At 63.2% G+C, this 23,158-nt stretch carries 19 protein-coding genes and 1 pseudogene; 10 read left to right on the forward strand and 10 right to left on the reverse strand.

Annotated features, from left to right (window positions below):
* Positions 1–1,065 precede the first annotated feature (1,065 nt).
* Positions 1,066–3,372, forward strand: a complete 2,307-nt coding sequence (locus tag A5678_RS04920) for a WD40 repeat domain-containing protein (protein ID WP_068039261.1) — start codon at positions 1,066–1,068, stop codon at positions 3,370–3,372.
* A complete protein-coding gene (locus tag A5678_RS04925) occupies positions 3,366–5,516 on the forward strand; it encodes a WD40 repeat domain-containing protein (protein WP_068039264.1) in 2,151 nt (716 codons plus the stop codon). Before A5678_RS04920 ends, A5678_RS04925 begins: the two co-directional genes overlap by 7 nt.
* 72 nt (positions 5,517–5,588) lie before the next feature.
* Here the strand turns inward: A5678_RS04925 and A5678_RS04930 are convergent, their stop codons facing one another.
* On the reverse strand, positions 5,589–5,873 hold the full coding sequence (locus tag A5678_RS04930) for a hypothetical protein (RefSeq protein ID WP_068039267.1): 285 nt from the start codon (positions 5,871–5,873) through the stop codon (positions 5,589–5,591).
* A gap of 188 nt (positions 5,874–6,061) precedes the next feature.
* Between A5678_RS04930 and A5678_RS28160 the strand changes: the two genes are divergently transcribed.
* Entirely contained in the window at positions 6,062–6,196 is a 135-nt protein-coding gene (locus tag A5678_RS28160) for a hypothetical protein (RefSeq protein ID WP_255396891.1), read from the forward strand.
* 74 nt (positions 6,197–6,270) lie between these two features.
* A complete protein-coding gene (locus A5678_RS04935; protein WP_068039270.1) occupies positions 6,271–6,942 on the forward strand; it encodes a DUF2510 domain-containing protein in 672 nt (223 codons plus the stop codon).
* A 196-nt stretch (positions 6,943–7,138) separates the two neighbouring features.
* Here the strand turns inward: A5678_RS04935 and A5678_RS04940 are convergent, their stop codons facing one another.
* From A5678_RS04940 to A5678_RS04965, 6 genes are all read right to left on the reverse strand, one after another.
* Positions 7,139–7,450 (reverse strand): hypothetical protein, encoded by a 312-nt coding sequence (locus A5678_RS04940; protein ID WP_068039273.1) that lies wholly within the window; start codon positions 7,448–7,450, stop codon positions 7,139–7,141.
* A 41-nt stretch (positions 7,451–7,491) separates the two neighbouring features.
* Positions 7,492–8,325 carry a type 1 glutamine amidotransferase domain-containing protein gene (locus A5678_RS04945; RefSeq protein ID WP_068039277.1) on the reverse strand — a complete coding sequence of 278 codons (834 nt, stop codon included), beginning with the start codon at positions 8,323–8,325 and terminating at the stop codon, positions 7,492–7,494.
* An 89-nt stretch (positions 8,326–8,414) separates the two neighbouring features.
* The gene (locus tag A5678_RS04950) at positions 8,415–10,922 is read right to left on the reverse strand and encodes an alpha-amylase family glycosyl hydrolase (RefSeq protein ID WP_082945388.1); all 2,508 of its coding nucleotides are present in this window, start codon (positions 10,920–10,922) and stop codon (positions 8,415–8,417) included.
* On the reverse strand, positions 10,919–11,614 hold the full coding sequence (locus A5678_RS04955) for a DJ-1/PfpI family protein (protein WP_082945389.1): 696 nt from the start codon (positions 11,612–11,614) through the stop codon (positions 10,919–10,921). Before A5678_RS04955 ends, A5678_RS04950 begins: the two co-directional genes overlap by 4 nt.
* Before the next feature lie 15 nt (positions 11,615–11,629).
* A complete protein-coding gene (locus tag A5678_RS04960; RefSeq protein WP_068039280.1) occupies positions 11,630–13,687 on the reverse strand; it encodes an AGE family epimerase/isomerase in 2,058 nt (685 codons plus the stop codon).
* A 453-nt stretch (positions 13,688–14,140) separates the two neighbouring features.
* Positions 14,141–14,851: a helix-turn-helix domain-containing protein gene (locus A5678_RS04965; protein WP_068039283.1), complete on the reverse strand. Its 711-nt coding sequence runs from the start codon at positions 14,849–14,851 to the stop codon at positions 14,141–14,143.
* Between the two features lie 283 nt (positions 14,852–15,134).
* Between A5678_RS04965 and A5678_RS04970 the strand changes: the two are divergent.
* A pseudogene (locus A5678_RS04970) lies at positions 15,135–15,506 on the forward strand (DUF2510 domain-containing protein); the annotation flags it as partial.
* A gap of 61 nt (positions 15,507–15,567) precedes the next feature.
* Positions 15,568–15,726, forward strand: a complete 159-nt coding sequence (locus tag A5678_RS27460; RefSeq protein ID WP_197502031.1) for a hypothetical protein — start codon at positions 15,568–15,570, stop codon at positions 15,724–15,726.
* Between the two features lie 26 nt (positions 15,727–15,752).
* Here A5678_RS27460 and A5678_RS04975 read toward each other — a convergent pair whose 3' ends face one another.
* Both A5678_RS04975 and A5678_RS04980 read right to left on the reverse strand, forming a co-directional pair.
* On the reverse strand, positions 15,753–16,655 hold the full coding sequence (locus A5678_RS04975) for an alpha/beta fold hydrolase (RefSeq protein ID WP_068039286.1): 903 nt from the start codon (positions 16,653–16,655) through the stop codon (positions 15,753–15,755).
* A gap of 274 nt (positions 16,656–16,929) precedes the next feature.
* Positions 16,930–17,160, reverse strand: a complete 231-nt coding sequence (locus A5678_RS04980) for a DUF6400 family protein (RefSeq protein WP_068039289.1) — start codon at positions 17,158–17,160, stop codon at positions 16,930–16,932.
* A 540-nt stretch (positions 17,161–17,700) separates the two neighbouring features.
* Between A5678_RS04980 and A5678_RS04985 the strand changes: the two genes are divergently transcribed.
* The 4 genes from A5678_RS04985 to A5678_RS05000 all read left to right on the forward strand — a co-directional run bounded on the left by A5678_RS04985 (position 17,701) and on the right by A5678_RS05000 (position 22,060).
* On the forward strand, positions 17,701–18,543 hold the full coding sequence (locus A5678_RS04985) for a hypothetical protein (protein ID WP_068039291.1): 843 nt from the start codon (positions 17,701–17,703) through the stop codon (positions 18,541–18,543).
* A 687-nt stretch (positions 18,544–19,230) separates the two neighbouring features.
* Positions 19,231–20,484, forward strand: a complete 1,254-nt coding sequence (locus A5678_RS04990) for a cytochrome P450 (RefSeq protein ID WP_068039294.1) — start codon at positions 19,231–19,233, stop codon at positions 20,482–20,484.
* A complete protein-coding gene (locus tag A5678_RS04995) occupies positions 20,477–21,151 on the forward strand; it encodes a TetR/AcrR family transcriptional regulator (RefSeq protein ID WP_068039297.1) in 675 nt (224 codons plus the stop codon). Before A5678_RS04990 ends, A5678_RS04995 begins: the two co-directional genes overlap by 8 nt.
* 99 nt (positions 21,152–21,250) lie before the next feature.
* Entirely contained in the window at positions 21,251–22,060 is an 810-nt protein-coding gene (locus A5678_RS05000; protein ID WP_068039301.1) for an SDR family oxidoreductase, read from the forward strand.
* 488 nt (positions 22,061–22,548) lie between these two features.
* Here the strand turns inward: A5678_RS05000 and A5678_RS05005 are convergent, their stop codons facing one another.
* Positions 22,549–23,142 carry a TetR/AcrR family transcriptional regulator gene (locus A5678_RS05005; RefSeq protein ID WP_068039304.1) on the reverse strand — a complete coding sequence of 198 codons (594 nt, stop codon included), beginning with the start codon at positions 23,140–23,142 and terminating at the stop codon, positions 22,549–22,551.
* Positions 23,143–23,158: the final 16 nt, after the last annotated feature.

Below are 23,158 nucleotides of genomic sequence, written 5' to 3' on the forward strand. Positions count from 1 at the left end.
CGATCCAGCGTTGTTCTAGCCGCCACCTGCGCCACCCGGCACGGGCGCCCATCACCAAAACTTTGATCGGACGGCGAGTTAGTGGAACGGCTTCGGCCGGCCGCCGGTGGTCGCCATTGCCGAACGAGTGATCCGCCGAGCCCAAGTTGCAACTGTGTCAGAGGTTTTGCGCCCCCCGCGATACACAAATCCACAGCTCCGCTGCTGGGCGCTCAAGCGTGCAATACGAAGCTGGACCACCATTGCGACAGGCCGTTGACGTCGGGTTCGGGCAGGTGGTTGAGATCGGATCCCCCCAGTGGCAAGGGCGAGGAGTGGGCCGGAGTCGTTCGTCCACATCACGGCATAAATGTCACCCTCGACGGTGCCACACGCGATCGAGCCGGCCTTGCCGTTTTGTCCTGTCCACGTAGCCGGGCTGGCGGTCATTCCGGGGCACGTCACAGCCCTGAAATGGTGTGTGTCACGGTAGATGTCCGCGAATGAGTTATTCAGCGCCCCAACATCGCTGAGCAATGTGTGGCGCGCATCTGTTGGGCCGTTGGGCAGCGAATTTCCGGAATATTCCACCATTGCCAGGTCGTTGGGTTCGTTGAACGGCCCCTCGACCCGATGGCACGCGCCTGCGCTATACCCCGGCGGCAACATGCCGAACAGGTCAGCGGCCGGGTCCGCGCTTGATAAAAAGTCTTGATAAAAAGTCTTGTGCCACAGGCAGATTATCGCGCATCCATCGAAGGCAGCAACCGCCTTTTCGCATCCAGGGTCGTTCGCCTCGGCACGGTTCGGCGTGCGCGAGACCACTCCTGATCTGCACGCATTAGGCCGGCTTGCGTGAATGTCGGCGCTATTTTCCGTGTTAGGGCAATGGGGGGCTGATTATGGGTCCAAAGGCACTATCTAGATAATTCTTCGACCACTGACACTGAGTAGCCAGGATTGGGCGTTGGCGACGGCGCCTAATCCCGGCCGATTGTGCCGGAGGATCGCTGGGCACGAGCCGACTCCCAGATGATGCCTTGAAACTGCAAAGGTGTTGCTGCAAAGGAGCTCTCGGTGGAAGACATGACCGGACCCCACGCCGACGGTGAAGAACCGGATGCCGAACATCCGGCCGCGGTGGCTCAGCCTCAGCGCCCACGGGTGCTCGTAGCCGCACTCGCGCTGACCGCCGTTATCGCCCTGGTCGCCGCCGCGGTCGGGTTCGCCATGGCATTCCAGGCCAAGCGAGCGGCCGATCGGAATCTTCGCCAGGCCACCGGCCTTCGCCTGGTCGCCGAAGCTCAGTCGATCCTGGCCCGTACCCGGCCTGGGTCGGACGTCACCGCCTTTCAAGGACTGGTCGCGGCGGAGCGACTTTCGCAAACCGCTGACGACGGTCCCTTGCGCAGTGTGCTGCAAGACAACTACCGGGCCCTGAAGATCATCGAGACATCCTTCGAGCGACCCAGTTCAATCACCGGCGTCGCATTCAGCCGCGATGGGCGGCGGATTGCCGCAGGCGATGACCAAGGCATGTCTCTCTGGAATGCCGAAACCGGCCAGCCAATCGGCGAGCAGACACGACTCGACGGTGTCCGAACCGTGGTCCTCAGCCCGGACGGTACGCGGGCTGTCGCCCTGCGTCGGGACACCGCGCAGATATTGGACGCCGAGACCGGCCATCCGATCGGCGACCCATTGAAGCTGATCGGCATCGTGTCCAGCGTGGCGTTGAGCCCGGACAACGCGCGGATCGCCTGCGGCAGGAAGGACGGCACCATTCAGATCTGGGATTTGAACACCGGCCGACCCGCCGGTAAGTGGCTGGCGGGGCACCAGGACACGGTCGCCGCCGTGGCTTTCAGTCCCGACGGTAGCCGGATCGTCTCTGGCAGCGGGGACAAGACAGTGCGGGTCTGGGATGCGGCCACCGGCCAACCCGTCGGTCAGCAAATGACCGGGGGCTCGGTGCACAGCGTGGCGTTCGGCCCCGAGGGCAAACGGATCGCCTCCGGCAACGGCGAGGGCACCATACAGTTGTGGACCGCTGACGCGAGCCATGCTGTCGGCCCACCGATGACCGGCCACACAGGGAGCGTGTACGCCGTGGCGTTCAGTCCCGACGGCACGCGGATCGCCTCCGGCGGTGAGGACAAAACCGTGCGGCTGTGGAATGCCGACACCGGCCAGCCCGTCGGCCGCCCACTGGTCGGCCACCGATGGACGATCGGGACCGTGGCGTTCAGTCCCGACGGCAAGCGGGTCGCCTCCGGCGGCGGGGATAGGACCGTCCGCCTGTGGAGTGCCGAGCCCGGCCCACTGGTTGGCCAGGCGCTGTCCCCGGCCGGCTGGACTCCACTTTGGCCAGGCAACGTAGAGAACGTCAGTGTGGCGGTCAGTCCCGACGGCACGTGGATCGCCTCCGGCGGTGACGGCATCTCGCGGTGGGACCCCGTCACCGGCCAACCCGTCGGCGCCCCGATTACCGGATACGGGGGATTCGTGGCGTTGAGCCGCGATGGCAAGCGAATCGCCGCGCGGGGTGAAGGAAAAGTACAGGTGTTGGACGTGGCCACCGCCCAGCCCGCTGGCGCCCCGATCCGGGACTGGGAGGTGCGCAGCGTTGCGATCAGTCCGGACGGCACACGGATCGCCACGGGCAGTGACGACAAGACCGTGCGGCTGTGGGACGTGGCGACCGGCCAACAAATCGGTGATCCCATGACCGGCCACAGTTCCGACGTGAAAGGCGTTGCGTTCAGCCCGGACGGCACGCGGATCGCGTCCGGCAGTCAGGACGGCGTGCGGGCGTGGGACGTGGCGACCCGCCGACAAATCGCCGGTCCGATGCAGATCTCTGGCCCGGATACGAGGGGCGTCGAGAACGTGGTGTTCAGCCCCGACGGCAAGCGGATCGCCTCTGGCGAGGTTCTCGTCGGAGGCAACACGGTGCGCTTATGGGACGCGGCCACCGGCAAACCCATCGGCCGGCCGATGACGGCGGAAGCGTTGACCAGTTATCCGGGCCTGCTCAGACCCGACATGAGCGTGGCGTTCAGCCCCGACGGCAAGCGGATCGCCTCTAATACGTGGGATCGCACCGTGTGGCTGTGGGATGCCGACACCGAACAACCCGTCGGCGCTCCGCTCACGGGCTCCACGGCGGACGTAACGGGCGTGGCATTTAGCCCCGACGGAAAGTTCCTCGTATCTGGCAGTGAGGACGGGACCGTGCGGTTGTGGCTCAACTATCCGGACGCGGCATCGGCATTGTGCGCCAAGCTATCCACCAATATGAGCCGCCGGCTCTGGCAGACCTGGGTATCGCCCGATATCGACTACATCGAAGCCTGCCCGGGACTTCCGATTAAAAAGGAGTACGAATGGTAGGTAAGGCGGCCACCCAGGAGACCAGAACCATGCGCCGGCGCGGCGTTAACCGGTCGCGGGTCCTCATCGCCGTGCTGGCGGTCACCACGGTGATCGCCACGATCGCGGCAGCCTTCTATTACGTGCGGGCCGATAGCGCTCAAAAACAATCCACCGCACGTCTGCGTGAAGCCACGGCGCTGCGGCTGGTGGCGCAAGCCCAGTCCATGCTCGGCGGTACCCGGGCCGGCGGGGATGTTCGCGCGCTCCAGGAACTGCTGGCCGGATACGCGCTCGCACCCGAGTATGCCGAGGGCGCGCTGCTGAACGCCGTGATGGCGCGCCGACCGATGCTCAAAATCACCCTTATCGACAAGACCGGGCAAATCGCCGCAACCAAACCATTATTCGCGGTGCTGAGCCCGGACAGGCGCCGCATCGTCACCATCAGCGGCGACGACCACACGCCGCGGGTGTGGGAAGCGGCCACCGGCCACCCGATCGGCGCCCCGCTCACCAACGGCACCGGCTGGGTGGGAGGTGTGGCGTTTAGCCCCGATGGCACGCACATCGTCTCCCGCAGCGGCGACACACTGCGGCTCTGGGACGCCGCCACCGGCCAACCGATCGGCGCCCCGCTCACCGGCCACACCCGCCAGGTGCTCACCATGGCATTCAGCCCCGACGGGCGGCGCATCGTGTCCGCCAGTGCCGACACCACACTGCGGCTCTGGGACGCCGCCACCGGACACGCGATCGGCAACCCGCTCACCGGCCACACCGCCGGAGTGAACAGTGCGGCGTTCAGCCCCGACGGCAAACGGATCGTCTCCGGCAGCAGCGATAAGACGCTTCGGATCTGGGACGCCGCCACCGGACAGCCCATCGGCAACCCGCTCACCGGCCACACCGGCGCAGTGGACAGCGTGGCGTTCAGCCCCGACGGCAAACGCATCGTCTCCGCCAGCGACGACAAGACGGTGCGGCTCTGGGACGCGGCCACCGGCGAAACCATCGGCACCCCGCTCACCAGACTTTCCATGCTGTCGAGCGCGGCGTTCAGCCCGGACGGGCAGCGCATCGTTTCCCTGCAAGTTGACGGCACAGTACGCGAGTGGGACCCGGCTGCCGACGCACCGCTGACCGTCGGGTTCATCGGTGATGCCTTCAGTCCCGACAGGCGGCGCATCGCCGCCGGCAGCCGCGACAACATGGTGCGGATCTGGGACACGGGCAGCGGCCAGCAAATCACCGGCCCGCCGCCCGACGACCCCAACGAGCCCCACGGCAACATCAGCGGGGTGCTCCATGTGGCGTTCAGCCCCGACGGGCGGCGCATCGTCTCCGGCGGTACCGACAACATGGTGCGGCTCTGGGACGCCACTACCGGCCAGCCCATCGGGGGCCCGCTCACTGGCCACACCGGCTGGGTGTGGGGTGTGGCGTTCAGCCCCGACGGAAGGCGCATCGTCTCTGGCAGCGAGGACAAGACGCTGCGGATCTGGGACGCGGGCAGCGTCCAGCCCATCGGTGCCCCGCTCACCGGCCACACCGGCACCGTGAACACTGTGGCGTTCAGCCCGGACGGAGAGCGCATCGTCTCCGGCAGCGATGACAAGACGCTGCGGATCTGGGACGCGACCAGCGGCCAGCCCAGCGGCGGCCCGCTCATTGGCACCGGCGACGTGCTCAGGGTGGCGTTCAGCCCCGACGGGCGGCGCATCGTCTCCGGCAACCGCGACTCCACGCTGCGGATCTGGGACGCCGGCACCGGCCAACCCATCGGCGGCCCGCTCACCGGCCACACCGGTGCGGTGACCAGCGTGGCGTTCAGCCCCGACGGCAAACGCATCGTCTCCGGCAGCACCGACAAAACCCTGCGGATCTGGGACGTCACGACCGGCCAACCCGTCGGCAACCCGCTCACCGGCCACACCGAACCGGTGAACGTCGTGACGTTTAGCCCCGACGGGCGGCGCATCACCTCCGCCAGCGGCGACAAGACGCTGCGGCTGTGGCCGGGACCGGCAGCATGGCGAGACGAGCTCTGCGCCAAATTCACCACGAACATGAGCCATCAGCAGTGGCGCCAGTGGGTCTCGCCCGGCATCGACTACATCGAGGTATGCCCGGGTCTTCCGATCGCGCCGGATAGTTCGCAGTGATCGCGATCTGACGTCGAACGGCGTCTCTCGGGCAGCCGCGTGTCGGGGTGCAATGCACCCGGGAGCTCGCCGCTACTCGCCGTCACCCGTCGCCGCAAGGCGCTCGCTCACCCGAGCCAGTGCCTCGTCGAAGATCTCCACCTTTTCGCCCGCACTTTTCGTTGGCCGTCTGGGCGGAGCCGCGCGCACCTCGGCCTCCACCCGGGCCGCGCCCCGTCGCCGCAACAAGCTGAAGTTCTTATCGCGCGCCTGCCTCAGCCGGCTCTGCAATTCCTTCAGCGACTTCTCGTCCATGCGCATGAGAGCCGCGGGATGACTCTGGCCGATCAACGAACTTTCCTGCTGGGTCAGGTTCACATGGGGTGCTCACCATAGATTCATAGCCCGCGAGGGCACGCCGACGCGTCGAATGTCGACGTCACGCCGAACCGTCACGCCAGGGCCATCTTGAGTTCAGATCGCCGGCCGCACGCACACCATTTCCGTCCCGGGGTCTTCAGATCGTGCCGCGGCGGGTAGTCCTTCGGTCGACGAAGGAGGTTGCGATGGGCAAGCATTCGGCGAAGGACGACGACGAGCCCGAGGGTGGCCGCCCCGGCCCCGCGGATCACGGACGCGAAGGCGGAATGGCGACCCGCGAGAACGCGCCGGAACTCACCGAGCCGGACGATGAGGACTGAAGGGGCGACATCACCAAACGGGATTTGCTTCGAGCGGGTAGCCGAGAAGCCTCCGTCACCACGAAAATAGACAGATGCCATTCGAACAGGCGCCGCCCCCGCCTAAATCGGCGCCGGGCTGGTACCCCGATCCCGCAGGGGTAGGCCACGGGCTGCAGCGGTACTTCGACGGCACCAGCTGGACCAGCGAATGGGCGTTCGCCACAGAACCGCCGAAGAAGGAGACTCCCGGGAAGGCGGCCCTGGCCCTGGCGGCCCTGGGTTTCCTTGTGCTTCTGATCATCGTCGGCAAAACCTGGGTTTTCGACCCGAAGGACACCCCATCGACCCCGAGCACTTCCGCCACAGCGGCTCCCCCGACCGAGGCGGCGCCATCGACACCGGCCGGCCCCAAGAAGCCGGATGGCGTCACCTTCACCACTACTCCGGGCCCGAACGGCGACGTGGTCAACGCCCGATTCGCCATTCGCGACAACTACACCGAGCAGATGATCAAAGACGGCGCCCGGACGGACACCATCGACATCCTCAGATACGCGAGAGCCACGTATCCCGACGCTTCCGCGGTGAACGTGCAAGGCACCTTCCCCATGACCGACCCGTACGGCAACACCGCGACCCACGTCGCCATCGACCTCACGTATTCGCGAGAGACCTTGAACAAGATCAACTTCGATGGCATCACCAAAGCCAGCATCTGGGAGATTCGCGATTCCGGCACTATCCTTCCGGCCTTTCAGCCGTAGACCGGTGGGCGGATAATCGCCTGGTGCCCACCGAACCCCCACGTCGACCCCGGGCGGTGCCAAGCCCCCGCGGGTGCGCACCACGCCCGAGGATTTAGAGAGGTTCGCCGACGAGGAGCAGATGCGCGCGGCGTCGGACGAGGCCCGGCTCCGCGACGAGAGACCGCCGCATCACGGCTAGGCGCCGCTTTCCAGCTTAGTGTTCTTTGATCGGCCGACCGGGACTTGGATCCGAAGAAATTCCGACCAGGAGTCGTTGCGCCACGGCGACGCGGTGGGTCTCGTTGAAGTACTTCGCCAGGACTTCTGCGTAGCAGTTCTTGAACGCTGGAGTGCCGGTGAACGGCTCGTCGATGTTCGGATAGGTCATCTTCATGTCATCGGCCAGCATGTTGACCAGCTGCTCGACTGGTAGGTGGTCATTGGTGCTGCGATACCAGTCGGTGACCAGGTTGCGGACCATGGTTTCGTCGAGGGTTGGAGGTGTGACCGCGATGGTGGTTGCCACCGTAGGCGTTACCTCCAACCGTTGCCGCCGACCCAATTTGGTCACCAGCCATAGCGCTGCAGCCCTTTCTCCAGCACCTGGATCATGAGCTCGCCGACCAACTGGGAGTCTTGGGTGGAGCGCCCGGTCAGGAACGGAAAGTCAAGAATGGTCGAAATAGTATGTCCAATGCCGCCGTGATACTGGCCGTCTGGGCCGACGGCATCACGCAGGATGTACTCGAGCGGGTAGAACGGCGGGCCGAAATTGACTCCCCCCACCGAGGGATAGGCGAAACCGGTACCGTCTTTATAGTCGTATTCCCTGGCATGTCCGGTGACGTGTTTGCCGGCGATAATGCTCTTGCGGTCTGTCCAGTCTCGGGCGAAGGCGAGGCATGTCACGCAATAGCATTCGGCGGCAATGAGTTTGCCGTTGGCCAAGAATCCCAGGATGACGTCGTGGAGGCGTTCGTTGTTGACCATGTCGACCATGGGGCCGCTGCCGCCGGGTAGCAGCAGTGCGTCATATTTGTCCAGGTCCTGCCAGCAGGTATCGCGCCGGTTGTAGTAATCCTCGAGGCCGTGGCCGAACTCCTCGCCGTTGAAGTACGGCATTTGTGGAAACCATTGCGCCAAATTGATCGGCTCGTTCAGGAGGCTGGAGTCCTGGATTTCCCGGGTGCGCTGCGCGAAATGATCGTTGGTGACCTCCTTGTCCAACGGTGTATCGATGAAGCCGGCCTGCATGCTGGGCGGCAAGGCAGGCGGCTTTTGACCAGTCGGAGTCATGAAGTCGACCTGGTAGCCATGGTCGGTCAGCACGTCGTAGGGACCGACCAGTTCCTCACCCCAGTATCCCCACTCAGACAGGCAGCACAGAATCGCTTTGCTCACGGTCGTTTCCCTTCGTGTTCATTGCGGTTGCAAACTGGCAGAGCGTCGGCAAAGCGGTGCACTGATCCGTCGCGTCAAGTCGTCACGCGTCAGTCATTCTCGCGACGGATGCGCCGGAAGACCACAAAGCCCGCGCGGGGTATCACCACATTCAATTGCGCTGCGTACGAGGGCAGGTCTCCGCCGGCGTTGCCGTCATTCCAACCGCCATACAGAGCGGCGTCGCTATTGAACACCTCCCGCCACGTCCCCCCGGCGACACCGTTGATGGTGTATCCGGACTGGAACGGCTGGTTGTTGAGACTGGCCACTACGAGCGCTTGGTCTGGACCATAGGTTCGGCTGAATGCTAGGACTCTGTTGCCATCGTGAACATGCACCACATCGATCGATCCCGACCGCAGCGCGGGCACAGTGCGCCGCAAAGTGATGAGTCCACGAAAGAAGGTAAAGAGATCGCCCCCGCCGTTGGCGGCCGCTTTAGCGAAATCGACGCGGTGATATAGGAAATCGTTGTAGCGGTACAGCTCGGTATCCCGGCACTCCTCGCCCATGAAAAACATTGGGGTGCCGGCCGACAACAGGGCCATGCCCGCCGAGAACCGGGTGCGAGCTTCGGCATAGCGACGGGTATCGAAGATGAGTGGTGCATAGTTAACGGAGATCGAGGGAGTGCGCCCGGAGTGGTGGCCGTCCCAAGTGGAGTTGCCGGCCTCGTCATGAGACTCGGGATAGACGATTGTGGATGCATTCGTCTGAGCCAATTTGCCAGCGAATAACCCCATGGCCAGGGCGCGGTCGTCGCCGATGGCGGCAGTGGAAAGTAGGTTGGCGCTCGCGAGCCCGTGGCCCGTGTCTCCGGAGAGATTGTGGTAGAAGTCGGCGTACCAGGCGGCGTCGAAACCCAGTCCGCCAAGGTCGGTCGGCTGCGTGACCCCCTTCCAGCCCGAGTGGTCCTCGGCGATGAGAAACACCTGAGGTTTGATCAGGCGAAGCGTCGTGGTCAACTCCCGCAAGAACTTCGCGCCGAACGCATTGGCAGCGTCGACCCGGCGACCATCGGCGTGAAGGACGTTGTACGAGTGGATCGACGTCGTCTGGTCCACCCGAAAGCCATCGATATGAAACTCTAGTACTTGGGCCACCGCGCTGGAGATGAACATTTGCCGCACGCGTTCTTCGCTGAAACGCGGCGCCCAGCCGGTGGAGTTGTTGTCGAGGTATCCGCCATCAGCATTGGCATACTGGGCGCACGAACCCTCGTACCAGTAGTAGATGTTGCGCTCGGGTTCGTCGGAGTCGTAGGCCCATTCGGCACGCTCGGCGTCCGGGTTGTAGTGGTTGTATACGACGTCGAGGATGACTGCGATGCCGCGACGGTGGCATGCCCGTACAAAGTATTTGAATTGGTCGCGGCCGCCGCCACTGAATTCGATGGCGAAGTAGTGCGAGGTGCCGTACCCCCAAGTCGCCCAGCCTTCGAACTGTGCCAGGGGCATCAGCTCGACCGCATTGACGCCGAGATCCACCAGATGGTCCAGCATCTTGATGGCGTCATCCAGGTCGCCGGGAATTGGCGTTCCGTCGGGTTCCGTTTTACCAGCGCCGAGGCCACCGACGTGCATTTCGTAGATGACGAGGTCCTCGAGCCGGGTCGGGACCGGCCGGTACGGCTCGAATTCTCGAGTCCAGAAGTCGCGCTCAGTGACCCACTCGGTTTCGGGCCAGTAGGGATCTTGGAAGTGCGCTGTGACCCATCGCGGGTCTACCACGACCGAGCAGCTGACGCTGCCGTCGAGATCCTCGCGCCGTCCGGAAAACAACTGGGGCTGTTTGGCAGGATTCACTGTGCCGCGGCCGATTTGACAGCGCGAGTACAGGTCGGTGCGGTATGTGACGCGCCCATTGTCCTTGGTGATCTGAAACATATACGGCCGGTGGTCGAAACCGATGAAACTCGAGAGTTGCGGGTCAGAAAGCTCGGTCTGCCAGAGCCCATCGCCAGCTGGGCGCATGGCAATTGCTGTCCCGACGACGCCACCCCCAGCATCCGTGATGTAGCCGCTTATCGGGTCGCCTAAGACCACGCTCACCGCCCGTGCGTGCGGCGCCCACACCGAAAACTGGATGGGTTCGGTACCGTCGGGCTTCCAGCGCGGATTGGCGCCCAACAGCCGGCTGGTGGATAGCCAGTAGTGCTGTTCGCGCCGGTCGGGGTCCAGGGTGAACGTCCGGTGTCGCGCGGTGGAATCCGGTTCGGAGATCTCGATCGGGATCGCCCACAGGTCGCGGCTGAAACCGCTGTCGACTATTACGCCCCAGGCGTATTCGGCGCCGACTTGGCTGTCGGGGAATTCGACGCTGGCGACATAGGTGGGGCATCCGTCGACGCCGACCAGCTGCTGCATGGAAGTGGTGTTCCATGCGGCTGCCGGCATTCCGCCGTGGTCCCAGCTACCGCACAGCCGCACGTTGGTGAACAGGTTTTGGTTGAGGCCAGTGTGGTAAACGAATTGAATAGCAACGCTGTTGGCGGCTGCGATGGCCTGCTTGGGCGGGGCCTGAATGTCGGGCCGAGGCGGGGCAGAGGTTGTCATGGTGTCACCGCAGCAGGAACGGGCGACGGCCCTGCATGTTTCCTGACGATGATGTCCTTGATCGTGTCGACAAGTTTATTCGAGGCGTGCCAACCGGTGTTGGTGACCAAATCGCCGTCCTCGCAGACCTGTTCGCTTTCTTCTGTTCCCGGAGGGAATCCGACGTAGTTGGCGCCGGCATTCAGCACGTCGGCAAGCACGACCGCATTGCAGGTCACCTTTCGTCCCTTCAGCACTTCCGGTGAGGGGGTCAGCAGCCACAAGGCGTGGCAGGGCGCCCCCTTGACGATCCGCGGGTTCCGCATCGCTTCGCGGAAAAAGCGCACCGCGGGTGTGTCGCGAATCTGCCGGCGCGGATCTTTTTTGGGGTCCAGGTTCTCCACGTAGCGCAGTCTGACTGTGGTGTAGTTGGCCGCGGCGATGATCGCGTCATAATCGCCGGGCTCGACGTCATCAAAATCGATGCTCACGTCCATATATTCGATGCTGTCGACAACTCCGGGTTCCACGGTGGAGTAGAACCGTTGCTTGGGTTGGCCCCACAGCCGAGAAATGAAGTCGACTGTGGCGCCGTAGCTTTCAAAGCGCTGCCGATAGATCTGCAACTCCTGAGGAATGAACTGGCTTTCGACGATCACCGCCACCCGCTTGCCCGCGAGCGGCTGGGCAGCTGTGGGCTGGGATTGGTTCATGGCGCTGCCTTCTCTTCAATGCACAAGGAATTCGACAACCAGGTCAACTGTTCCGTCTGAATTGGCGGCGGCGGCGTCGTCGATGCGCACCTGAAAATCTTCAGGGTCGTTGGGCTTGAGCTGCGATGTGAAGTCGTTGCCGGAAACTCGCACCGTCTTGATCTCCACGCGATGCCGCGGCAGAAAATCGGGGAGCACATTGATGGTGGTCTGCTGCGGGTTACGCCGAACCCGGAAGTACAGGCAGAAGCCGTGATCGCCATTTTGTTGCAAGCAGGTGCGCTGATACAGGTGGGCGAGATAGTTGAGCTCGAAAACGTGGTAACCCGAGATCGAGTGGCCGCCTTTTTGGCCGTACATGCCCTCAATGATGGGTAGCCCACCCTCGTTGGTGCGAAAGAAGATGCCCTGGTGGTCGCGGTCGAGGAAGAACAGGTTCCAAAAGGCCATACATTCGCGGGCCATCTCGAGGAACCTTTTCTCGCCTGTGTCGCCATAAAGCACCAAGTAGGCAAGGATCCCCTGCTCCTGCTGCCAGAAGTCCTTGGTGGCTCCCCAAGCGAATTGGGTTAGCATCCCAGTGCGGGGATGGCGTTGTACCGCGTCGAATACGCCACCGCGCATCATGTCAATACCGACATCGGCCATCTTGTCAGCGAGGTCCTGGGCGATTTTCTGGCAGTTCTTGGTCAGCTGCCTTAATCGTTCAGCCTCCTCGGGATTCTGTTGTTGAACTTGGTCCGCGCGAGAGTCGAAGTGGAACGCGCAGCGCGTGAGGTTCCAGGCGATCTTGAGGTTGTGTCCGACGACAGCCCGGTCCTGTTGCCATTTGTATTGGTGGTCGGGGGTCCAGTCGGCTTTGAAGCGTTCATTTACGTAGTTGCTTGTAGCGTCGGGAAACTTGTCGACGATGAGTGTGACGAGCTTGTCGAGCATTTCGATGGCGCGCTTGCCGAGGTCGGCTAGCCCGCCGGTCATCGCGCCGCCGCGAGGTGCCGGGTTCAGCGCTAGGACCAAATTGATCAGGTATGCGGGAATGTGGTCGCCGATAGAATTCCAGTTTTTGCGCGACTGGTTGTCCCCGAGTTGAGGGGTGTCGGGCCGTCGGGTGATCGGGTCGAGGTGTGAGAAGTATCCACCGCTGCCCGTCGCCCAGGGCTTGGTGACTGGTGACTTGGGGTCGGGCTTCTCGTCGAGGTAGTAGTCGTCGAAGGAGTTCATTGTGCGCCGGATGTCTTCGAGCACTTCCCAATCGGCGGTGATGCGGTAGTACTGTGCCAGGCCGGCCAGGGCGTAGATCTGTTCGTAGAGCGGGATGGTGCCCTTGTCGTCCTCGTTTTCCGATGCGAACACCACCACTTCCGTGCCGTCCTTCTTGCGGCGGCGGCCGAAGGCCCAGAAGCAATGCATGCCGTCACTGGTCAGGGTTCGAAATGCCTGCCGCTGGTATGAGACCGCGGCACGTGCGGCCAGGAAGTAGCGCTCGGCCCCAGTGAGCAGATAAGCCGAGGACAGTCCGTAAATCAACCGCGACAGGGTCGCGCATTCCTGCAGATCGTCGTCGGCCTTTTGCCCGACGATGTTGAGGTTGGTCTGATAGAGGGCTGCGAAGTCGGTGACGGTGTAGTCGTGGCGGGCATCGAACAAGTCGTCGAGCCACCGGTCTATCAGCAATGCCGTCTGGTTGAGCCACCAGTAGTTGTCCTCGAAAACGTATGGCAGGTCAGGCCTCGACTTCAGCAGGTAGACGATGCGGGCCTCGAATCGGTCGCGGTCGCCGGCTTGTTGATGAATGCCTCGCACGAATACCAGGTCGCCCACGGCGATGTAGCGCCGTAGGTTGGCGACGATGGGAACCGTGTCTTGATTTCCGTTGGCAGAAACGTCTGTCCGGTCGCGATTGACGCCGTCAACGTTCTGCAGCACTTGGTAAGTGGTCGAGTCCGGTGGCCCGACAAAGACATCGATGGTGTCTTTGCTGCGGCATTTAATCGTGAACGACGGACCACTCTCGTCGATGGCGGTGACATGTCCGGCGAAGGTGATGCTTTCAACGAGCCCTTGGAAAGTCACGATGTCCTCCTTATGGGATCGCCGAGACGCGGTAAAGCGCCCGCGCGACGGACCGCTGTCTGTATTCAGTTGATGTGCATAGTGGCCGGTGTCAGCCTGTGACCACCGGCCGCATCAGCGCACTGTCAGGTGCCGAAACGCTGGGATGAGCCCTTGTCGCGACCCGAAGCGGCGATATGGCGACGATTGGACCGCAGTACACATATGACGGACAAGATCGCGGTCCGCTGAGCGGACCGAATCGAGATCCGTCGCGTCGGAGGACGTCAACCGGCCGCGAGCGGAACCGTTGCACCGCAACGTTCCGGCGACTTAATACCAACTCGCCACACACCGCGCCACGGCCCAGTCAGATCACAATCGTCGCCGCTTTTACAGCAATCGCGCTCGCGCGAGACGAATGTTTCTCGTCGAGGTTAAGCGGACACGACAAGAGACATTGGTTGGGCCCGGTCAGCGAACCCGGCCAGCAGTTTCTTTGCTTGAAGTCAGGTTGCGTTCTTTGCTTGAAGTCAGGTTGCGCTCGATCTGGTGGGCGGCGTGCAGTATCCGATCGGACGAGCGCGGCAAAGATGTAGGCGCACAAATTGCCGAAGTGACCGCGCCCGCGCATAGGCCGTTGGGGTGCCACACAGGTGCGGCGATGCAGCTGATGGCGGGGATTGGACTTCGGTGCTCGGTGATGGTCGCGTGCGGGTTGCGGAGGGTGCCCCGCAGGTGCTGCCACTCACTCGGTGTCCAACAGGATGGTAGGACGACACCATCTGGTTGGGTGGCGTAAAGGATGCGTCCGGCGGCGGTGCGGGCGGCGGTGTCGGAGTCCAGCTCGCCCAGTGGCCAGGCGCGACCGCGCGATGCCGCGGCGGTGACTATGCGAATTCGGCCACCGTCAAGCACGCACATCGACGCAGCGGCATTCAGTTCAACGGCAAGCGCATGTATCGGATCGCGTGCCGCTCGACGCAGGATCGGATCCGGCTGCCACCGCTGCCCATATTTGGCCAGCCGCGACCCGACGTAGTAGCGGTGGTCGATGCGTTGTGCGGCACCCAATTTGACGAGTTGCTCGGCCAGGCGGTATGCGGAAGTCTTCGCTAGCCCGGTGGCGTGAACCAAGGCGGTCAACCCGATCCCGTCCTCGGCGTGGGCGACCGCGTCGAGCACTGCGAACGCACCGGCTAGGACGCCACGACCTGGCTCGCTGTTCAGTAGTTGCTCAGACAGGCGGTGCGAAGCGACCAAGCCATTCTCTGCGGTGGTAGCCGTCGTACCGACCGCAGCGGACCGAGGGGCAGATATCGAGACGTTCATCTAGTGCCGCCACTTTGTAACTCAAACCGCGTCGAACCTGCGGCGAGCAATAGCATAGGCCCGCCGCGCTTCGCAATCCGCAAGTTCGGCAGTTTAGGTAGGACGGTCGGCTAGCTGTTCACGTTTAGTTCACGGGCTGCAGCGGTACTTTGACGGCACCGGCTGGACCAGCGAGTGGGCGTTCGCCACAGAACCGCCGAAGAAAGACACTTCCGGGAAGGCGGCCTTGGCCCTGGCGGCGCTGGGAGTCCTGGGCCTCATCATCGTCGGCAAAACCTGGGTTTTCGATGCGAAGAAAGATGGCCAGTCGGCCCCGAGCAGTTCGGCCGCGGCCGGGCCACCGACGCCGGCCGAGGCGGCGCCGCCGACACCGGCCGGACCCAAGAAGCCGGACGGAGTCACCTTCACGACTGCTCCGGGGCCGAACGGCGACGTGGTCGACGCCCGATTTGCCATTCGTGACAACTACACCGAGCAGATGATCAAAGACGGTGCCCGAACGGACACGTAATAGGCCGGGGCGCGATGCCGGGCCGGAACTCTCCGCCCGAAGCTGACATAATCGCTTCGTGCCCACCGAACCCCCACGTCGACCACGGGCCGCGCCGGAGCCGCCGCCGGCGCATACCACGCCCGAGGATCTGGAGAGGTTCGGCGACGAGGAGCAGATGCGCGCGGCGTCGGACGAGGCCCGGCTCCGCGACGAGAGACCGCCGCATCACGGCTAGGCGCCGCTCTCCCGACAACTAGCGGTTCAGCCGGCGGCGACGCGGTCGATGTGGGCGAGGAAGTGCGTCAACACCGCGTCGGGCGCCTCGAGTTGTGGCCAGTGTCCGATGTCGTCGGCGAGCATCACGACATTGGGTTCGGGAATCACCTCGGCATAGCGGCGCGCCATGTGCGCACCGGAGTTGGGGTCGACCGGCCCATCGATTAAGCGCATGGGAACCGCGGTCTGCCGCATTGCACGCACCCACCGGTTTCGGTGCGTGTAGCGATCGTTGATGAAGCGGCCGACTTTGTGCAGCACCCGGCGGCCATCGTTGTAGTCCAAGATCTGGTTGAACACGTCCATCATGTGCCGGGTCGGCTTCGTATTCGGGCCGAACATCTCGCGCAGCGTGGGCTCCAGCAGCCGGCGGGACACCGGACTGCCCTGCACTTGGCTGAATACGTCGCCCAACGGAGTACCGGACATCAGCTTCTGCGCCAATCTGGGCGTGTATGCCTCGATGAACATTCCTCCGTTGAGCCAGGTGATGGAGTCGATGCGCAGCGCGCCATACGCTTGCTGACCGAACTCATGACGAGCCAACAACTCCTGGCCCACAGAATCACCGATGTCGTGGGCCAGGATGTGCACGTTGCGGATGTTCAGGTGGGCCAGCAAAGCTTCGTGCATGTCGGCGTGGTCCCCCACCGAGTACTCGTAGGCCACCGGTTTTTCGGAGAACCCCATGCCGATCATGTCCGGCGCGATGACCGTGAACCGTTGCGACAGCGCAGGCCAGATCCGCACCCAGTCAAAGGAATTGAACGGATAACCGTGGATCAACAGCAGCGGAGGACCGCTGCCCTCTACGCGGTAGAAGATGTCGAAGCCGAGGTAGTCGAAGGACTCCCCGGCCGCCAGCCAGCGTTGCAGTTCGGCGTCCATGGGGTCATCATCCCCTCGGCCTGAGGGCATCGCCCGCGTCGGGCTGTGTTCCCCGCGGGGTTACGCGGTGCGCCGACGCGTGCGGCTATGCGTGTCGGTCGACCAGAGGTGACCGCAATCCGAGCACTGTAGGTGTACCAACGTCCCCTTGTTGCTCAGCAGGTACTGCCAGTGCGTATCGCAATTTCGCCGGTCCCGGCAATCACCACAGCTGGCGCGGTGATCGCAGCGCGGGCAAGGCAGCCATGCGCGGCGGCTACGGTCGGCGGTCGGATCAATCGGTAACACGATCAGCCGTCCGTGAGGGTAGGACGCCGGCGCGGACCAACTCGTCGTAGACCCGCTGCTGCTCCACATCCAGATTCGAGTACAGCATGTCGTAGGCCTGCTGTTCCTCGGCGAGCACGGCGACAGGGTCCCAGTCCTCACCGATCGCTTCGAGCACGGCGCTGCGTCGGCGCGCCTCATCGAAGGTCAGGTCATAGGCAAAATCGAAGTTGGCCATCGCGCTCCCAGCCGTTAGAGATCCAAACGAATGGTTAGGACGCCCTAATTCAGGCTGGTCAAGCTATGACGCGCGTCACTTTTGCCGGCTGAAGTCCGTCACATTCGGCCTAGCGACCGGCGTCGACCGGTCAGGGTCTTGTCGGCCTCGGTAAGCCCGGGATGACCAGGGTGGGCGCGCTGACGCTTCCGCCACGGCATGTGCGTACTCCGTTCTCGGGCATCGTCTTTGGAAATGGTTTTTGGAGGTACGGTCGGCCACGAATCGGGCGAGGTTTGGCAGGTCAACGGCAAACGGGTATTGGATTACGCACCCTTGCCTCACATCTCCGTGCGAATATCGGCGTCGAGGGCGTTTGTGGGGCAGGAAAGGTGAGCCACGATGACCAAACTTGATTCGCGCCTCCGTAAGGCGCTGAGCGCTGCGCGTGATCTGAGCGGCGCTGCGGATGCGCCACGCGGCGCAGGCGATTCGACGAGAGGGCTGCAGCTTCCGCGGAGCACGCGGGTACGCGCTCTGGCCGCCGAGCAGCTTGTCCGCATGGGGTTTGACGCCGCGGCAATCGACCGCGAACTGGCCGCGGAACGAGCGGAGAGCCACCGCCGCCTGGAAAGGCTCAAGGCGGAAGCGGTCGCCCAGTCCGGTGTGCGGGCCGACTCCCTGGCCCGGATGGTCGACGCCCACCGCGAAGCGTGGGGCGGGGTGATCGGCGTCGGGCCGCCGACGACGCAGTACCTCACCCTCGACAGCCCGGTTGAAATTTGGGCGACGGACGGCGTGAGCCTCGAGTCAACCACCATCGAGCCGTACAAGAGCCGCGCGCAGATTCGCCTCGACGCGAGCGAGTCCCACGATTGGTGGCACGGCGCATACCTTTTCACCACGAATTACGACTTCCTTCACTTCTACTTCCTCTGGCAGAACCAAGAGAGTGAATCCGCCGTCGTCGATGTCAATGCGTTTCTCAACGGCTTCTGCTCGGCGCACTCGCACGGCGGCTGGTTCTTCGGCGGAAAGGGGGAGCTGACGCTCGACCCGACTCTCGACCTCATTCAGACTTGGACGCAGCCGCTATCGTCGGCGCCGCCCCAGGCCGGCGAAACGTGGAACGTCCTCGACCTCGTCGCCGACTCGACCGGCTTCGACACTGATGACAAAACGAACTACGACGTGGTGTACCGGGGAACCCTCGTGGGCTATCAGCAGGAGATCGTGCCACCCGGCGAATACCTCATTATCGACGTCGCGTTACGGCTGGGCTCCTACGTCGACAACTCCGAAGTCAGCGCGGACTTTGCAACAGGCGAGTTCTACGTGATGAGCCCATTGGTCAACCTGACAATCCTGTACCCGGCAATAGGCCCAGTTTCCGCAGCGGAGTGATCACCCGACGTCCCGGCGAAGTCATGTTCGACCTGCGCCGGGCTGACATGTGTCGGGCTGACAGGATTTGAACCTGCGACCACTTGACCCCCAGGCTTAGCGGCAGTATCCGTAGGCGTCCGTAGGTGTATTACTTAAGCGTTGTGCCACAACGGATTAACGTTTCCAAGCGCAGCTACGAACAAGCACGGAAATTCACGGTCAAATTGAGCGAATGGCGGTACAAATGGCGGTACGGACGCCCTGCACGCCGAGGTGCGTTCGCGACTCGCGTCGGACGACGCTCGATTGGTCGCTGGTCTTTCGATGCCCGCACCGAGGCGGAGGCAGCTGAATCGCTGCGCCGTCGTGCCGCCACGGCGCGCTCCGGCCGCGGCCCTCGTTGCGCCGACCCGGCCGGGATCGCGGCTGCGCTCGACGTCGCCGCGACCGCTTTAAAACTGATGCGAAAGTGGGCGTCGGGCAGTCTGGCGCGAGACGGAGAGCACCGAGGGTCTCGATGAACAACTGCCCTCGCAGCGACGCGGACGTCAGACGACAATCCGTATGACCATGGCAGGCAGCACGTATGCTTAACTGCGAGGATACTGTCATGCGTTGACGTGCTCAGAGTTATGGTCATACACTGTGGACGCAGTTGTCCGTGCCTCGGCCCGTCGGGGCATCAATGGAATGTGAGATATCGCGATGAACGTAAGTAGCGCCGCTCCCAACGTCTTCGAAGCTGGCCTGCCCACGTTCAGCTACGACTTCACAGCCACTCCGCAGGACATCCTCGAAGACGTGCGAATTGCGCAATCGTGTGCGCCCATCGCCATTGGTCCTCTCGGTCCGGAAATACTGTCCTACGGCCTGGCGCGGGATATGCTGCGCGACAGTAGATTCAGGCTGCCACCCGGCTTGTCGCTGGCAGCACAGGGCGTCACCTCAGGCCCGCTGTACGACAAGCTGATGAGCAGCCTTCTGGGTCTCGATGGCCCGCCACATACTCGCTTACGCAAACTGGTGTCGAGGGCGTTTACTCCGCGCGCGACGTCGCCTTTACAGGACACGATTCATGAGGTGGTGAACGGGCTGATCGATCAAGTAGTAGAGGTCGGTCGTTGCGACGTCGTGACCGACATCGCGCGGCCCTATCCCACCCCGATCATGTGTGCGCTGATCGGTGCGCCTCGGGAAGACTGGCATCTTTTCGCACAGTGGACCGATGAAATCTTCAAGGCTTTCAACATTCAGCCCGACGCCAACTTCGATGAAGCCGCGATCATGCGGTCGTGGAGTGAACTGGACGCCTATGTCGATGACATGGTCGCTGCACGCCGGAGCCATCTGACTGATGATTTGCTGTCTGAGCTTATACGGGCCGAAAGCGAGGGCGACCGGCTCAATCTCGATGAACTGCGCATGCTGGTGGCTGGCTTCCTGATGGCGGGGACGGACACCACCCGACACCAACTGGCCGCCTCGGTGCAGGTGCTGTGCGAGCATCGGGATCAATGGGCGAAGCTGGGCGACGAGCCAGAGCTTGCGATGCAGGCGGTCGAGGAGACCATGCGGCACTCGCCGGCGGTCTGTGTCGCGGTGCGAGCCGCTACCGAGGATGCCGAATTTGGTGGGTACACGTTCCCGGCGGGGACCTTGGTAGTCGTGAACACCTTTGCAGCCAACCGTGATCCGGCGATTTATGAGAATGCAGATCGGTTCGACATCGCGCGTAAGGACTTGCCCGCGATTCTGACTTTCGGTGGGGGCGCGCACTACTGCCTAGGGGCGAACCTCGCACGCCGGGAATTGGCGGAAGCACTTATAGTCCTCACCCGACGTCTCACCGCACCCCATCGGACCGCTCCTGCGCCGTGGAAATCCCTGCTCGGTATGACCGGCCCAACGACACTTGAGATTGAGTTCGACAGCGAAATGGTTGTGGCAGCGGATGCGTAGTCGCGGCTGGGCGGGCGTCACACCCGCCTCGGACGAGGAGGCAATTGCCCGCATTCTGGATGCGGTAGACGACGTGATTGCTGAACACGGGTCGGCGCTGCGGCTTGCCGACGTCGCCCGAAGACTCGGGGTCACTCGTCAGACGGTGTACCGGTACTTTCCCAACGCCGACGCGCTCCTTATTGCCAGCGCAATGCGCGCGGTCAACGGTTTCATCGACCAAGGTGTACACCACGTCAGCGGCCTCAATGACCCGGTCAGTGCGATCGTCGAAATAATTTCGTTCGCAGTTGAAAACCTTACCGGCGATCCACAGTTGGAGAGCTTGCTTACCCAGACCCCTCAGGGCGAAGCTGCCATCTCGCTCACCTCCGACACAGCGATCATTTTCTGCTTGTCGGCCTTCCACCGCCTCGATGTCGATTGGAAGCTTCACGGCTTCGACACCACCGCGCTCAATGAGCTTGCCGAAATGACCTTGCGCACAGTGCATTCTCTTTTGACCGATCCCGGGCAGCGGCAGCGCGACGGAATCGCACTACGCCGCTTTGTTGCGCGATGGCTCGGTCCAGCGATCCTCTATCCACGGATGACGTCGTTGCCGGTCCACGAACGGCACGCATCATCGGACGAGCACATCGAGCCGGACAGGTGCGCTGAATCGTGAACTTCGGACGAGAGGCCGCCGACGGTGCCACTATCTGACGGACAGGCTTGCAATTACCCTGCAAGGGCGAGCGATTATCCTTCGTCAAGGGCATCGAGCGTGTCGGGGAAGGTTGCGTTCGTTACCGGCGGGGCGTCCGGCATTGGCGCCGCGTTGGCGACCAAGTTGGTTGATGGGGGCGCCGAGGTCTGGATCGCCGATCGTCAGATCGGCCCCGCGCAGGAACTGGCGCAACGCCTCAACAGGGGTGGCACAAAGGCGCACGCGATTGAGCTGGATGTGCGCAGCTATCCATCGTTTGAGCGTGCCGTCGCCGAGGCGGTAGGGCAGTCCGGGCGGATCGACTACCTGTTTAACAACGCAGGCATTTTGGTCGACCGTGAGGTCGACTCGTACACGCTCGATGACTGGAACGACGTGTTCGATGTGAACCTGCGCGGTGTGGTGCACGGCATCCAGGCGGTCTATCCGATCATGATCGGGCAGCACTCCGGCCACATCGTGAACACAGCCTCGATCGCCGGTCTCGCCGCCGGCGCAGTGCCGGCCAGCTACGCCGCCACTAAGCACGCCGTTGTCGGGATCTCCAAGTCGTTGCGCATCGAGGCCGAGCGCCACGGCGTGCAGGTATCGGTGCTTTGTCCTGGCATGGTCTCGACTCCGATGGTGCTAACGGAGAGACATCGGGGGATGGCACCAGGACCAATAGAACGCTTTCTAGAAACGTCAAAACCCGAACGGTTCGCCGAGCGCGCCCTTCGTGCCGTGTTGCGGGGAGACGCGATCATTGTGTTGCCGACGTGGTGGAAGGCATTCTGGTACCTGGAGCGGTTCTCGCCCGCGTTGTCGATACTCGTCGCAAAAGCCATGCTTAAGCAAAAACGTCGGATGCAGTCCACCGCCGCCTGATCTGCTGTCTTAATGGCTAGGCACACCGGGTTCTAAAACTCGCGTGGGCCGGTACGGTGGGTAATCTTGCCGCAGGTTGTGACAACGTCGTGACAACGCCGGCGTTGGAGTCCGTTGGTGCGGGGGTGTCTGCACGATTTGCTGGCTCGCCTCGACGCCGTTCGGGATTCCTCTGATGCTAATCGGGCGCAATGTCGGCGGCAGTTGGCGGTCTGATCGGCCGAAGCAGTCGAATGCTTAGCACCGACCTACTCGATGCGAACGAGTCCACTTGGGCGTTTGGTGTCACTGACAGCGTTGACGCTGATGTAGGCCAGCAGGTCACGGCGTTGGCGACGTTGGCCAATGAGGGCCGCTGTTTGGACCTACTCCGGACGGACTGCGGACGCTTCGTCCGAAGCCATCTCTCCGGAGAGAGACGGTGCTCGCCACGAGGCGCACGTCAGTCGGTCGAGCGGGCACCCCCCACCCCTATCGATCCCGCCCGACTAGATCGGAGGGGGTTCGCCTTCGACTTCGCGGAGGTAGCGCTCGACGAGTCCGACTATCTCGGTGTGCCCTGCGGTGATGTCGATTTGGTCCTCCATGAATAGCACTGGCGGGATGACGGTCATCAGGAATGCCACCGCCATGGGCGGAACGCTTTGTTCATCGACGTCGTACTTCTTCAACACGGCGGCGACCATCTCAGCTTGCTGGGCGCGGAACGTCTGTGCGTAGTGGCGTAGTTCGGCTGCGAGTTGCGGACGATGGTTGGCCAGGGCAAGAACCTCGATGGCCCACTTACCCCAAGGGGCATCGCGAATCATCCGCCAGAGTGCCCACAGCGGCTGCGGCGATTCAAGGGCTTCGGCATGTGCTGAGGACCCTGTTTCGGCTTGGCGTTGGAAAACCGCCCGAAGGAGATCGTCCATGGTGCCGAAGTGGTAGTGCACGAGCTGTGAGCCAAGACCGGCTCTCTCAGCAACCCGGCGGCCAGTGACGGCTGCCCAGCCCTCATCGAGCATAAGTTGCTCGGCTGCATCCAGTATCACGGTGCGTGTCTTCGCGTTTGGCGACGCGATCCGTCGTGGCGATGCCATTCATGACTCGCATTCT

This window comes from Mycobacterium sp. E2733 (assembly GCF_001667585.1).
GTDB lineage: Bacteria > Actinomycetota > Actinomycetes > Mycobacteriales > Mycobacteriaceae > Mycobacterium.